This window comes from Allobosea sp. P1_A7 (assembly GCF_056406775.1).
On the sequence record NZ_JBFTZN010000048.1, the window covers coordinates 22,420 to 35,883 of the forward strand.

Sequence of the window (13,464 nt, forward strand, 5' to 3'; positions counted from 1 at the left end):
CATGTCTTCGCTTCTTGGACGCCGCCTTCTGCAACTCGTCCCGACGGTCATCCTTCTGTCGATGATCATCTTCTCGCTGCAGCATCTCCTGCCGGGCGACCCGGCGCTCGTGCTCGCCGGCGAAAATCCCGATGAGGCTACGCTGGCCGCGATCCGCGCCCAGTATCACCTCGATCAGCCCCTGATCGTCCAGTATCTCTACTGGCTGAAGGGCGTGGTGACCGGCGATCTCGGCGAATCCATGCGCCATAACCGCCCCGTCCTCGAGCTGATCCTGCTCAAGCTGCCGGTGACGCTGCAGCTCGCGGTCATGGGCATCCTGATCGCGCTCGTGGTCGGCATCACGGCGGGCGTCATTTCGGCTCTGCGCCCCAACAGCGCCATCGACTACACCACCAATGTCGCGTCGCTTGCCGGCATCTCGGTGCCGAATTTCTGGCTCGGCATCATGCTGATCATGTTCTTCTCGGTCCATCTCGGCTGGCTGCCGGCCTCGGGCTTCGTCAGCCCCTGGGAGGATCTGAAGATGAACCTCTCGACGACGATCATGCCGGCTTGCGTGCTCGGCACCGCGATCGCCGGCGTCATCATGCGCCATACCCGCAGCGCGATGCTCCAGGCGCTCGAAAGCGATTACGTTCGCACCGCGCGCGCCAAGGGCCTCAGTGAGTGGGTCGTCGTGTTCAAGCATGCGATGCGCAATGCGCTGACGCCGATCATCACGCTTGGTGCGCTTGAGTTCGGCGCGCTGCTTTCCGGCGCGGTCCTGACCGAGCAGATCTTCACGATCCCGGGCTTCGGCAAGCTGATCGTCGATGCCGTCTTCACCCGCGATTATCCCGTGGTGCAGGGYGTCGTGCTCGTGACCTCGCTCTTCTACATCGTCCTCAACCTGCTGGCCGACATCGGATACATCCTCGTCAACCCAAGACTGAGAAGCTGACCTGTGCTGACGATCTCGGAACCCAAGCCTTCGGCCAATCCCGTCGCGAACTTCTTCCGCGGCCGCGTGTGGCGGCGCCTGTCGAAGCGCAAGAGCGCGCTGGTCGGTCTCGCCGTCGTGCTGCTCATGGTCTTCGTCGCCGTCTTCGCGCCGCTTCTGGCGCCCTACGACCCGGCGGCGCAGAGCTGGACCGCGGTGCGCAAGGCACCCTCCGCCGCGCACTGGTTCGGCACTGATGAGGCCGGCCGCGACATGCTTTCGCGCATCATCTGGGGCGCCAGGGCCTCGCTGCTGGCAGGCCTGACCTCGGTCGGCATCGCCATGGCGATCGGCGTGCCGCTCGGGCTCGCAGCCGGCTTTCTCGGCGGCCTGGTCGACGGCCTGATCAGCCGCTTCACCGATGCGATGCTGGCCTGCCCGTTCCTCATCCTCGCGATCGCGCTCGCGGCCTTCCTCGGGCCCAGCCTGACCAATGCGATGCTGGCGATCGGCATCACCGCCATGCCGCTCTTCATCCGCCTGACGCGCGGCCAGGTGCTCTCGATCAAGGCTGAGGACTATGTCGAAGCGGCAAGCGCGGTCGGCAATCCGCAATGGCGCATCGCGGTGCGCCACATCCTGCCGAACATCCTGCCGCAGCTCATGGTCCAGGCGACACTGACGATCGCAGCCGCGATCATTGCGGAAGCGAGCATGTCCTTCCTCGGCCTCGGCCTGCAGCCGCCGGCGCCCTCCTGGGGCTCGATGCTGAATTCGGCGCAGCGCTTCCTGAGCAATGCGCCCTGGATGGCGCTCTGGCCCGGCATCGCCATCTTCGCAACCGTGCTGTCGTTCAACCTGCTCGGCGATGGCCTGCGCGACGCCCTCGACCCGCGGGCGCGCTGAGCAACGCGCTGCACCGCTCTCGCGGCATGCAGGAGCGGAGGCGTCCGGGGGGCAAGCTTCGCTATCCKGGAGGAGGGGGCCGGGCGCCCGGCCGCCGGTTCGGGTCTGTCCTCAGTCGGCTGCGCGATAGAAGGCGTGCAGCAGGCCCCCGATGACACGCTCGCCTTCGAAGGTCATGCCGATCCGCTCCAGAACATGTCTGGATGCCGCGTTGTTCTCCAGTGCGAACCCCACCAACTGCCGTGGGAGCCGATGCCGACGAGCCTCAGACAAGAGCGCTGACGCCACTTCGACGGCATAGCCGCAGCCCTGATGCTCCGGCGAGATGGCGTACCCGAGCTCCAGTTCGTCTTCCCCCCAGGCCGACCAGCCGGCCGTCTTCCGTGCCGGTGCCGCATCGTCGCCGAACGCGAAGCGGTGCGGCGCAGCAACGCGATCCGCTGGCGGAACGCCGAAACCGGCACGCCGCCGCCTCGGTGAAATGGCCCGGCTGAGCATCGACGCACGCCATGCGTTGACATTCATCGCGGGTCGATATTCTGTTATAAGACATAGTATTACATAATAAAAGAATGTGAGGGACCATGAAACGCCTGCTCGGATGCCTCCTCGCCTGCAGCCTGCTCACCGGACCGTCGCTCGCCCTCGCACAAGAGACCGGGGGCATCGCCACGGTGGCGACCGTCGGCGAGCCGCCGACCCTGGACCCGATGGTCTCGACCGCCGATCTGGTCGGCACGATCACCCAGCATGTCTTCGAGACCCTCTACACATTCGACAAGAGCTGGAAGGTGACGCCGCTACTCGCGGATGCGCTGCCCGCGATCAGCGACGACGGCAAGCGCTACACCATCGCGCTGCGGCCGGGCGTCAAATTCCATGACGGCTCCGAGCTGACCCCCGATGATGCCGTCGCCTCGCTGAAGCGCTGGATGAAGCTGGCCTCGCGCGGAAAGCAGGCGGCGGGCTTCATCGAGAGCGTCGAGGCCGCCGGCCCGGCCTCGCTCGTGATCACGCTGAAGCAGCCTTATGCACCGTTGACCTCGCTGCTCGCCTTCAACAACTCAGCCGCGATCATCATCCCGGCGAATAAGCAGAGCGAACCGATGAAGGAGTTCATCGGAACGGGCCCCTACATGCTGAAGGAGCGCAAGGCCGATCAGTACATCCAGCTCGTCCGCTTCGCCGGCTACAAGCCGCGCGACGGCCAGGGCGACGGCTACGGCGGCGCGCGGCGCGCCCTGCTGGACGAGGTCCGCTTCGTGCCGGTTCCGGATGCGAATACCCGCGTCGAGTCGGCCGTTTCCGGCCAATACTCCTATGTCGATTCAATTCCCGTGGAATCCATCGACCGGTTGAAGGGGGCGGCCTCGCAGCCCGTCCTGCTGAAGCCCTTCGGCTATCCCGTCTTCATCTTCAACACCGCCGAGGGCGCGGCGAAGAACGTCGCGGTCCGCAAGGCGATCCGCATGGCGCTGAACATGGAGGACATGCTGGCCGCGGCGTTCGGCAGCACGGAGTTCTACGCGCTCGACGGCGACATCTATCCGTCGGATTATGTCTGGCACACCGATGCGGGCGTCGCCGGGAACTACAATGTCGGCGATGCCGACAAGGCGAGGGCCGCCGCCAAGGCGGCCGGGTACAAGGGCGAGCCGATCCGCATCCTGACCAGCCGCCAGTACGAGTTCCACTACAAGATGKCGCAGGTCGCGACCGAGTATCTGAAGCTCGCCGGCTTCACCGTCGACATGCAGGTCGTCGACTGGGCGACCCTGACCCAGCGGCGGACCGACAAGGCCTTGTGGGAGATCTACATCACCCACAGCCCCTTCCTGCCGGAACCGGCGCTGATCGGCTCGCTGTCGACCAGCTCGCCCGGCTGGTGGGACACGCCTGCCCGCAAGGCCGCCGTCGACGCCTTCACCTCCGAAGCCGACCCCGCCAAGCGGGCCGTGCTGTGGGCGAATGTGCAGAAGACGATCTATGACGAGGTGCCCTTCATCAAGATCGGCGACTTCAACGCGCTTTCCGCGAAATCCGCGAAGCTCGACGGCGTCGTGCCGGCGCCCTGGCCCTATTTCTGGAACGTCACCCTGAAAAAGTGATCCCCCTTCGTCGACCGGCCGTGTGATCACGGCCCCGCCGCGGTGATGCTCGGCCCCGATGCGACGGCGCAGGACGTCGCAGATCTACGCACCAGGCTCGGGCTCGATCGCTCGATCCTCTCGCAATACGTGCTCTATGTCGGGCAGTTGTTGCGCGGCGATCTCGGCCAGTCGATCTTCCTGAACATGCCGGTGACCTCCGCGCTGCTGGAGCGGGCCGAGCCGACCTTCTTCCTGACATTGCTGTCGCTGGCCATCGCGAGCGTCATCGCGCTGCCCGTCGGCATCTACGCCGCCTATCGGCGCGGCTCCTTCCTCGACCAGGCGGCGACGACGCTCGCCATGCTCGGCGCGAGCATCCCCGGCTTCTGGCTCGGGCTGATCCTGATGCAGATCTTCGCCGTGCGCCTGCAGATCCTTCCGGTTTCCGGCTATGGCGGGCCCGATACGAGCCTTATCGAACGGATCCGGCACCTGATCCTGCCGGCGGTTGCGCTCGGGCTCGTCTCCTCGGCGCTGATCATGCGCTTCACCCGCGCCTCGATGCTCGACGTGCTCGGTGACGACTATATCSGCACGGCGCGGGCCAAGGGGCTGGGCGAGCAGGCCGTCATCCTTACCCATGCGCTCAAGAACGCGCTGATCCCGATCCTCACCGTGCTCGGGCTGACAGCCGCCGTGCTGATCTCGGGCGCGGTCGTGACCGAGACGGTGTTCGGCCTGCCGGGCGTCGGCAACCTCGTGGTCTCGGCCGTGCTGCGACGCGACTATCCGGTGATCCAGGGCGCGCTGCTCGTGATCGCCGGCCTGTATGTCCTGATCAATTTCGCGATCGACATGCTCTATCTGCTGGTCGATCCAAGGGTGCGCTACTGATGGTCGACCTCACACCCGATGCGCTGGCGCCGCGCCGCGGCCGGACCTTCCTGCGACAGCTGATGAAACGCCGCACAGTGGCGATCGGCCTCGCGATCCTCCTCGTCTTCGTGCTGCTCGCGGCGCTGGCGCCGCTGATCGCGCCCTATGCGCCCGGCCGGCTCTCGATCGTCAACCGTCTGAAGCCACCGTCCGCGACCTACTGGTTCGGTACGGACGAATTCGGCCGGGACCTCTTCTCGCGGATGCTCTATGCCGGCCGCCTGTCGCTCTCGGTCGGCGCCGCCGTCGTCGTCCTGTCGTCGCTGATCGGCGTGACGCTCGGGCTGCTGGCCGGGTTCTTCAAGCGGCTCGACACGCCGACCGCCCGCTTGATCGACGCGATGATGGCGTTCCCCGACATCCTCCTGGCGATCGCGCTGGTCGCGGCGCTCGGTCCATCGCTTGTGACGGTGATCGTGGCGCTCGCGATCGTCTATGCGCCACGGCTGGCGCGCATCGTCCGCGCTGCGACCCTGGTGATCCGCGAGTTGCCCTATGTCGAGGCGGCCCGAGCCTGCGGCAACACGACCTTCCGGATCATGACGCGGCATGTCCTGCCGAACATCGTCTCGCCGATCACGGTGCAGGCCACCTTCATCTTCGCCAGCGCCATGCTGGCCGAGGCCGGACTTTCCTTCCTCGGGCTCGGCGTCAGCCCCGATGTCCCGACCTGGGGCACGATGATCGCTTCCGGCCGGCAATATATCGGCCAGGCGGATTGGATGACCTATTTCCCCGGCCTCGCCATCGTGCTCGCCGTGCTGTCCCTGCAGATGGTCGGCGACGGCCTGCGCGACCTGCTCGATCCGCGGCTGCGGAAGGATCTCTGAGATGACGTTCGTGACGCAACAACCTCTCCTCATCGCGAATGTGAGGCCGGTCGCCTTTGGCCCGGCGATCCCCGCTGCGGCGATCGACATCCTCGTCGGCGGCGACGGCAACATCACCGCGATTGGCCCGGCGTTGCCAGCACCGCCCGACGCGCTGCGCGTCGACGGCAAGGGCGCCTTCGTCTCGCCGGGCTGGGTCGACCTGCACGTCCATGTCTGGCACGGCGGCACCGACATCTCGCTCAGGCCTAGCGACTGCGGGGCCGCGCGCGGCGTTACGACCATGGTCGATGCGGGCTCGGCCGGCGAGGCGAATTTCCACGGTTTCCGCGAATACGTCATCGAGCCGGCGCGCGAGCGGATCAAGGCCTTCCTCAATCTCGGCTCGATCGGGCTCGTCGCCTGCAACCGCGTGTCGGAACTGCGCGACATCAAGGACATCGACCTCGACCGCATCCTCGAATGCTATGCGGAGAATAGCGAGCATATCGTCGGCATCAAGGTCCGGGCGAGCCATGTCATCACCGGCTCCTGGGGCGTGACGCCGGTCAAGCTCGGCAAGAAGATCGCCAAGATCCTGAAACTGCCGATGATGGTCCATGTCGGCGAGCCGCCAGCCCTCTACGAGGAGGTGCTGGAGGCGCTGGGGCCGGGCGACGTCGTCACGCACTGCTTCAACGGCAAGGCGGGATCGAGCCTGATGGAGGACGAGGACCTCTTCACCCTCGCCGAGCGCTGCGCCGCGCGGGGTGTCCGCCTCGACATCGGTCATGGCGGCGCCTCCTTCTCCTTCAAGGTGGCCGAGGCCGCGATCAAGCGCGGGCTGATGCCGTTCTCGATCTCGACGGACCTGCACAACCGCTGCATGAACTTCCCGGTCTGGGACCTCGCGACGACGATGTCGAAGCTGCTCTCGGTCGGCATGCCCTTCGACGCCATCGTCGAGGCGGTGACCCACGCCCCGGCCTCGGTGATCAAGCTGGCGATGACGGACCGGCTCACGATCGGCGAGAGGGCCGATTTCACGATCTTTGAGTTGGTCGATGGCGATCTCGAGGCGACCGATTCGAACGGCGACGTCTCGCAGCTGACGCGGCTGTTCGAGCCGCGCTACGCGGTGATCGGCGCGGAAGCGATCGCGGCCAGCCGCTACGTGCCGCGCCCGCGCCGGCTGGTCCGGCACAGCCACGGCCTGTCCTGGCGTTGACGAAGGTGCCGGTAAGGTCGCGCGGTTTGCAAGGCCCACCCGAAACTGCAGTGGGGCACCGCCGTGGAAACAGCGCGCGGCAGGTATCGAAAGCCCGGACATGACGAAAGCCACGACGACGCAGTCGAGCGAAGACGAGCCAGGGCGCACCGGGCCGCGGCGTTCGCGCGTCAGCGGCATCGACCGCGCCGTGCAGATCCTCGACCATCTCCAGCAGGAGGGGCGAGCCCAGACCGCCTATGAGGTCGCCCGTGCGATCGGCGCGCCGCTATCGACCATCTATGCCATCGTCGAGGACCTGCTCGACAAGAGCCTGCTGACGCGCACCGGCGAAGGCGGCGTCTGGCTGGGTCCCCGGCTCTACCACTATGGCCTCGCCTATGCGCGCGATCTCCAGGTCATCACCGTGGCGACGCACGAGATGCATGTGCTGGCGCGCGAAGTCGGCGAGACCGTCCAGATCTGCGGCCGCGACGGCGGCATGATGGTGGTCGAGGCGATGGCCGAGGGCCCGGGGCACTTCGTCATCACCTCGCGCGTCGGCACGCGCGTGCCGCTGAACTGGACCGCCTCTGGCCGCCTGCTGGTCGCCGGCCTGGACGAGGCGGAGCGGGCAGCCCTTTTCCGCAAGAGCGCCAAGGCATCGCCGACCGGGCGCGCCGTCACCGACCCCACCGTCCTGCTCGCCCAATCGCGCGACGCGCTCGCCGCAGGCCTGTCGATCCAGGCGGGCGAGTCCGACTATGCGGTCGCCTGTATCGCCGCGCCGGTGCTGGACGAGGCCGGCGCCTGCCCAATCACTGTTTCGATCGTCTTGCCCGAGTTCCGCGTCAACGAGGAGCAATTGACTTTCGTCGAGGCGGTGAAGACGGCGGCACGGCGTATCGAGGACAAGCTCGGCTGGCGCGTCGGACACTTCGCCGCTGGTCGGAAAAGCGGCTGAAGGCCACTCGCGCCGCGGTTGCGCTTGCGGGATGCGCCCCGAGGCGCGGCCGTTTCTTGTCCCTTCCGAAGGATCAACCGAGGGCATGAGGCCCCGGGGCGCACGCCTATTCGGCCGCCATCCGGATCGTCTCGCCCTGTTCCCCGTTGCGGAAAGCCCCACGCATCCGGGCATCGCTGATCGGCCTCAGATTAGCGGACGGCGGATCGCACTGCGATCGCGATATGGATGCCGTCATCTGTCAGGTGCGATGTGACGCTGATGTCCTGGGCGGGAAAACCGCTTCCCGCTGGAAGCGCGATGGCTTGCCCCGGAATGGCGGAAAACCTGCTCATGCTCATCGGCTCGCGCGACCCGAGCGACTTCAGCAGCGCCTCCTTGCGGCACCAGAGCTTGGTGAACTCGGCTGCGGCAGACCGGGGCGGCCTTGTGCGCAGCCACGCGATCTCTTGGGGCGAGAGCGGGCCTTCACCCTGGGCGGGCGGATCGCGCGTCGGTTCGATATCGATGCCGACGCTGATCCCCTCGGCAACGATGCAGCCAACGCAGCTGCGTGTGTGCGWCAGCGAGAAATCGATCGCCGGAACGGCAGCATCGGACCGATCTTCTGAGATCAGGGCGGGTTTCTTACCTGGCTGGTGGCTGAGGCGCAGCTCTGCAGGGTTGGCTCCCAGCCGGGACGCGATGGCGAGCCGCAGCAGGCCATGGGCCGCGATATAGGCATCCCGGTCGCCCTCGAACCGGAAACGTGCCGCGCGCTGCCTTTCCGCCGCGTCCAGCAATCCCATCAGCAAGGCCCAATCGCGACGAGCGATCTGCGCCAGTCTGAGCAGGTGCACGCTGCCCTGCGCGCCCTTTGGCAGCGCATCCATCAATTCGGGCAGCTGTGTCCGGGCGAGCAGGAGGTGCCCGTCCGCGGTGTCGCTCGCCAGCGTCAGTTGGCGCGCCATCCCGGCACCAGCATGGCTTTTATCGACCCGGTAAAGATCTCCGCCATCGCAAGGATGGTCTCGCTCCGGTAATTCGGGCGCGTATAGAAGAACTTCATGCGGAAGCAGTCATCCATCACATAGGCATAGACGTGCAGATGGTAGTCCGCGAGGTTGCCTGCCGCGACCGTATCGGGAACGTCCATCAGCGACGGGTCGGGTGGGAGGAAGCGCACGCCGTCGTAATTATCCTCCCAGACATTGCCGATATACTGGAACAACGTGCGCACCTTGTCCTCGCGCGCCAGGATCTTGGCCCGCGGATCGCTTGAATAGTAGCGCAGCGCGCTGTGTCCGATGCCATTGTCGGGGATGGCGCGGTACTGCGCCGCGACCGCCTCGAGCGCTGCAGCGAGCGCCGGCTCGCTGTCGAGCTCGCCATCGGGCAGGCGGGCGGTGATCGGCGTGTGGGTGATGAACCAGCCGACCGTGCGCGAGGGATCGGCAGCGCGGATGCAGCTCTCCCGGCCATGGGCGACCTTGTGAAAGATCAGGTTGCGCTGGCCCGACAACCGGTTGGCCGTGACGGCGAGACTGGCGACGATGGCGTGGATCATGGTCGATTGAGCCGCGCCGCCCAGCCGCTCGCGCAGGCCTGCCATCGCGGCTGCATCGAGAACCTCGAAGCCATGGCTGTCGATGTCGCGCTGCAATGCTCCCTCGACCTGCGCATCCTCCGGGAAGGGCAGGGCGCCGCTCGCCTCGCCGATCCAGTAATCGAGCTGCGCCTCGGCCTGCGGGCTTCGCGCATAGGCAATCACCTGCTCCACCCATTGGTGATAGGGCGTGGTCTTGGCCGGGAGCACGACGGGCTTGCCGGCTTCGAGGGCATCATAGGCGGTGCGCAGATCCTCGAGCGTGACCTGCAGGGACAGGGCGTCCGTGACGAGCTCATGCATCGTCAGGAAGAGATGGTGGTTGCTGCCGGCTGGATCGGCGAACAGGGCGACCGTCATCACGGGGCCGTTTGCAATGTCGAGCGTCGCGTGCAGCCGCTCGATCTCGCTGCCGATGAAGCCGAGCTGCGTCTCAAGGGGCGCTGCGGGCAATGCAAGCACGTGCACCGGGACGCGCTGGGCCTCCGGAAGCGCGATATAGTGCTGCGCATAGTGGCCCTCCGTGCCCTTCGTGAAGCGCAGGCGCAGCGCATCGTGATGGGCGACGACGTCATGCAGTGCGCCCTGCAGCAGGGGCGGGTCGAGCATGGCGCCAAGACGGGTGATGAAGCCGACATTGAACATGTCGGGGTTCGGCCTGGCCCAGGTGAAATAATAGCTCTGCATCGGACTGAGCGGCGAGACCGCGCCGGGCGTCGTCCATGCGCTGGCAACGCTCGTCCTGCCCTCGAGCAGGGCGGCGAGAGCGCGGATCGTCGGATAGTCGTGGATATCGGCCGGCGTCAGAACGACGGAATCGGCTCTCGCACGCGCCGCAACGCGAAAAGCCTGGATGGAATCGCCGCCGATCTCGAAGAAATTGTCGTCCATGCCGACGCGGGACTGCCCGAGCACCGCCCTCCAGATCGCCAGAAGGCGGCGCTCCATCTCGGTCGAGGCTGCGTCGGCTTCCGCCACGGCGGGGACCTCGTCGGTCACCGTCAGGGCGTTGCGATCGAGCTTGCCGTTGGGAAGCCGCGGCAGCGCCCCGATCTGGATGAAGCGCGAAGGCACCATGTAGTCGGGCAGGCGCGTCAGCAGAAATCGGCGCAACTCGCTGGACAGGGTGCTGTCGAAGCTGTCGGCGGCCGGCAAGACGCAGAAGGCGACGAGTTGCCGTCCTCCCGCCGTTTCCGCGGCGCTGACGGCGCAGGCACGGATCTTCGGATGGGCTGCGAGCGTCGTCTCGATCTCGCCGGGCTCGATGCGGAAGCCCCTGATCTTGATCTGGAAATCCTTGCGGCCGATATAGTCGAGTTCGCCATCGGGCCGGGTCGAGACCATGTCTCCGGACCGGAACAGCCGCGCATGCTCGCGCTCGCCGGGCTCTGCGAATGGATTGGGAATGAAGGCCTGGCCGGTCAGGTCCGGGCGTCCGAGATAGCCTTTCGCAAGCCCTGGGCCTGAGACGCAGAGTTCGCCCGCGACGCCGGGACCGACGGGCTGGAGATGGTCGTCGACGACATGGACGCGCATCCGCCCGATCGGCTTGCCGATCGAGACGATCTTGCCCGTCAATGCAGCGGGGGTGACGGTGCAGCAGGTGGCGTCGGCCGCCACCTCCGAGGAGCCGTAGAGATTGATCAGCGTGACGCTCTCGCCGAGTTCCGTGACCTGGCGGGCAAGGTCGCTCGGAAGCAGTTCGCCTGACGATGTCAGATAGCGCAGATGGGGCAGGCGAGTGCCGGTGGCGCGGGCAGCCTCGATCAGGGCCGCCAGCAGGGATGGCACCAGGATGAGGCGCGTGATGCGCTCATCGGCGAGAAGCTGCAGCAGCTGGAACGGATCGCGCGCTGTCGCATCATCGGCGACGACGCTGGRAATGCCCTTCAGCAGGCCGCCGAGCATTTCCCAGATCGAGTCGACGAAATTGAGCGCGGTCTTGCTGCAGCAGATTTCGCCGCTCTCGAACGGGAATTCCTGCCACATCCATTCAAAGCGGCTGAGCATCGCGGCATGCGAGCCGAGAATGCCCTTGGGTCGGCCGGTCGAACCAGAGGTGTAGACGACGTAGGCCGTGCGCTCGGGATCATCGGGCGGTGCCGCCGGCACGCTGCCCGCTGCCGGCAGGGGCCTGTCGAGATTCAGGAGCGCGCAGCCGGATTCGCGGAGGAAGGCCGCATCATGTGTCGCGTCCAGCGTCAGCACCACGGGCGCGGCTGCGTCCTCCAGCATGAAGCGCAGGCGGTCCTCGGGATAGGACGGATCAAGCGGCACCCAGGCGCATCCCGCCTTGAGAATGCCGAGGATGCCCGCGACAGCCGCGATGCCGCGTGGCATGCACAGGCCGATCAGCCTTGCCTCGGATGTGCTCTCGCCGGCGGGCAGGAGCTGACGGTTGGCTGTGGCGATCTCGTGGGCCCAGGCGTCGAGCTCGGCATAGCTCAGCCGCCGTTCACCGGCCTTGATCGCCAGTGCCGTGGGCAGGCGCCGCGCCGTATCCTCGAAAATGCGGTGGAACATGGAAATCCCCGTCAAATCTGGCGCGTAGCGGCAGGCGATGCCTTTGGCGATGACATCAGGAACGCGCTGGCAGCCAGCGTGGCGAGGCACAGCCCGAACGGCGCGAGATAGCTGATCGCGCTCAGGGCGCCGTTGAGAATCGAAGACAGGCCCCAGACGAGCGCATTGATCGCGATCGCGATCCCGAGGACCCAGCCCTGGCGATCATCGCTGACGGACCGGGAAAACAGGGTGATGATCGCACCATAGGCGACCGATACGGTGATTGCCGTGGGAAAGGCGATGATCCAGAGCAGGTCGAGGCGGGGGACGGCGAGCGAGGCCGCGATCAGCCCGGCGGTGCTCCATAAGGACCATGTCGCGATGGCGCGCGGGTCGAACCGCTTCTCGAGCACGGGCAGACAGAGGCCGTAGGCGATGCAAAAGCCGATGCCGAGCGTGGCCATGAGCAATGAGATGGTGCCCGCATCCTCGCCGAACCGGTTCAGCACCAGGCTGGGCAGGAACAGGAAATAGGTTCCCCAGGCGGTCTGCATCAGGCCGAACACCAGCATCAGATGGCGGATGGCAGGATCGCGCAGCGCCGCGCGAAACCCCGCCACTCCCATCAGCAGATTGATCGGCGTCGGGTCGGCCTGCGCGGGAGGTTCGCGTGCCTCCTGGAATGTCGTCGCGATCAGGACGAGGCCGATCAGGGCGCCACCGGCGGTCAGGGCCATCGGAAGGATGAAATCGCTCAGGACAGCAGCGGCATCATGCGAGAACGCGCCGCCGATCAGCGGGCCGACGATGAAGCCGAGCGACGACGCGAACAGGCAGAGGCTGAGCGTGAGCGCGCGCGTCTGGCTGCTGCTCGCATCCACGGCAGCGGCCTGTGCGACGGCCTGGCTGCCTGCCGTGGTCCCTCCGATGAAGCGGCCGATCAGCAGCAAGGCGACGAGATTATAGGCGATGGCGCCGCCGATCAGCGCAAAGCTCAAGGCCATGCCGAGCATGCAAAGGATCAGGATCCGCTTTCGCCCGATGCGGTCTGAGATCTCTCCGAGCACCGGCGCGGCATAGAGCATGACGAGTTCGTAGAGGCCGAGCGCGACGCCATAGACGAGATAGCGCAGGCCGGCAGGCGCTGCCGCCATCATCAGGGGCTGATCGCCGATGAGCGCCGCGGCAAGGACCGGCACGACGATCGTGTAGCCGATGCTGTCGATCAGGATGATGGCAAGGAGGGGGCCGACGCGCAGGATCATGGAGAGCGTCGTCATGCCGGCACTCGCGACGGCTGCGCCCCGTGCCGGGATCGTGCAGGGGAGGGCTCGTCCCGGCCAAGGATCATGACGTCAAATCTGCCTATCCATCCGGAACCGGCAACGCCTGAACTACCGAATGTTCGAAACGTTACGTCATGAAAACATTCACACGCCCATCTGTTGTGATCTGTCGCAAAGGTCAAGGCGCAAACTCCAGCCGAGCCGCACTCTCAAGGGTGGCTCTCTTGAAAGGGCTGGCTCGGTTCGCCTGAACC

At 66.4% G+C, this 13,464-nt stretch carries 10 protein-coding genes and 1 pseudogene; 7 read left to right on the forward strand and 4 right to left on the reverse strand.

Translation table 11 applies throughout. From position 1 onward, the window contains the following. The first annotated feature begins 1 nt into the window (after nt 1). Both AC1D34_RS10750 and AC1D34_RS10755 read left to right on the forward strand, forming a co-directional pair. Nucleotides 2-943 carry an ABC transporter permease gene (locus AC1D34_RS10750; RefSeq protein ID WP_441479972.1) on the forward strand — a complete coding sequence of 314 codons (942 nt, stop codon included), beginning with the start codon at nt 2-4 and terminating at the stop codon, nt 941-943. Between the two features lie 3 nt (nt 944-946). After that, on the forward strand, nt 947-1,828 hold the full coding sequence (locus AC1D34_RS10755; RefSeq protein ID WP_113511875.1) for an ABC transporter permease: 882 nt from the start codon (nt 947-949) through the stop codon (nt 1,826-1,828). A 111-nt stretch (nt 1,829-1,939) separates the two neighbouring features. On the opposite strand, the gene AC1D34_RS10760 is transcribed toward AC1D34_RS10755, so the two are convergent. Continuing rightward, nucleotides 1,940-2,353 (reverse strand): GNAT family N-acetyltransferase, encoded by a 414-nt coding sequence (locus tag AC1D34_RS10760; protein ID WP_441507367.1) that lies wholly within the window; start codon nt 2,351-2,353, stop codon nt 1,940-1,942. Nucleotides 2,354-2,412: 59 nt separating this feature from the next. Here AC1D34_RS10760 and AC1D34_RS10765 point away from each other — a divergent pair, with 59 nt between their 5' ends. The 5 genes and pseudogenes from AC1D34_RS10765 (at nt 2,413) to AC1D34_RS10785 (ending at nt 7,834) form a co-directional block, all read left to right on the forward strand. After that, entirely contained in the window at nt 2,413-3,936 is a 1,524-nt protein-coding gene (locus tag AC1D34_RS10765) for an ABC transporter substrate-binding protein (protein WP_476824228.1), read from the forward strand. A 33-nt stretch (nt 3,937-3,969) separates the two neighbouring features. Beyond that, a pseudogene (locus AC1D34_RS10770) lies at nt 3,970-4,812 on the forward strand (ABC transporter permease); the annotation flags it as partial. Beyond that, nucleotides 4,812-5,684, forward strand: a complete 873-nt coding sequence (locus AC1D34_RS10775) for an ABC transporter permease (RefSeq protein ID WP_441507369.1) — start codon at nt 4,812-4,814, stop codon at nt 5,682-5,684. The pseudogene AC1D34_RS10770 and the gene AC1D34_RS10775, both read left to right, overlap by 1 nt. A gap of 1 nt (nt 5,685) precedes the next feature. Further along, nucleotides 5,686-6,891, forward strand: a complete 1,206-nt coding sequence (locus AC1D34_RS10780; RefSeq protein WP_441507370.1) for an amidohydrolase/deacetylase family metallohydrolase — start codon at nt 5,686-5,688, stop codon at nt 6,889-6,891. Nucleotides 6,892-6,991: 100 nt separating this feature from the next. Beyond that, nucleotides 6,992-7,834 (forward strand): IclR family transcriptional regulator, encoded by an 843-nt coding sequence (locus AC1D34_RS10785; protein WP_441507371.1) that lies wholly within the window; start codon nt 6,992-6,994, stop codon nt 7,832-7,834. A gap of 191 nt (nt 7,835-8,025) precedes the next feature. Here the strand turns inward: AC1D34_RS10785 and AC1D34_RS10790 are convergent, their stop codons facing one another. Genes AC1D34_RS10790 through AC1D34_RS10800 form a run of 3 tightly spaced genes read right to left on the reverse strand, consistent with a single transcriptional unit; the run spans nt 8,026 to nt 13,204 of the window. Next, the gene (locus AC1D34_RS10790) at nt 8,026-8,784 is read right to left on the reverse strand and encodes a 4'-phosphopantetheinyl transferase family protein (protein WP_476824229.1); all 759 of its coding nucleotides are present in this window, start codon (nt 8,782-8,784) and stop codon (nt 8,026-8,028) included. Then, complete coding sequence (locus AC1D34_RS10795; RefSeq protein ID WP_476824230.1) at nt 8,769-11,942, reverse strand: amino acid adenylation domain-containing protein; 3,174 nt, start codon at nt 11,940-11,942, stop codon at nt 8,769-8,771. Before AC1D34_RS10795 ends, AC1D34_RS10790 begins: the two co-directional genes overlap by 16 nt. An 11-nt stretch (nt 11,943-11,953) precedes the next feature. Next, nucleotides 11,954-13,204: an MFS transporter gene (locus AC1D34_RS10800; protein ID WP_441507374.1), complete on the reverse strand. Its 1,251-nt coding sequence runs from the start codon at nt 13,202-13,204 to the stop codon at nt 11,954-11,956. Nucleotides 13,205-13,464 lie beyond the last annotated feature (260 nt).